The 284-nt window shown below is 41.2% G+C and carries 1 pseudogene; it reads left to right on the forward strand.

From position 1 onward, the window contains the following. Nucleotides 1-19: 19 nt before the first annotated feature. A pseudogene (locus CWC14_RS17945) lies at nt 20-284 on the forward strand (IS110 family transposase); the annotation flags it as partial.

Raw genomic sequence — 284 nt, forward strand, 5'->3', positions numbered from 1 at the left:
AGGCCATACAGTTAAGCCAATGTCTGCACGGGTTGTAAAAGCATTTAGACAAGGCCAAAAAACGGATGCGAATGATGCTTTAGCTATTGGTATTGCAGCTCAACAACCAACAGTTAAACCGAGTAGATTATTAAGCATAAATGAGCAGTGCTTACAAGCCATGTCAGCAATGAGAGAGCACTTTGTAAAGCAAAAAGTAGCCTTGGGGAATCTGCAACGAGGTTGCTTGTTGGAACTTGGTATCCCAATAGCTAAATCAGATAATAAGTTGATTGATGCAGTGG

It is taken from the genome of Pseudoalteromonas sp. S3260, from assembly GCF_005886925.1.
Lineage (GTDB): Bacteria > Pseudomonadota > Gammaproteobacteria > Enterobacterales > Alteromonadaceae > Pseudoalteromonas > Pseudoalteromonas tetraodonis.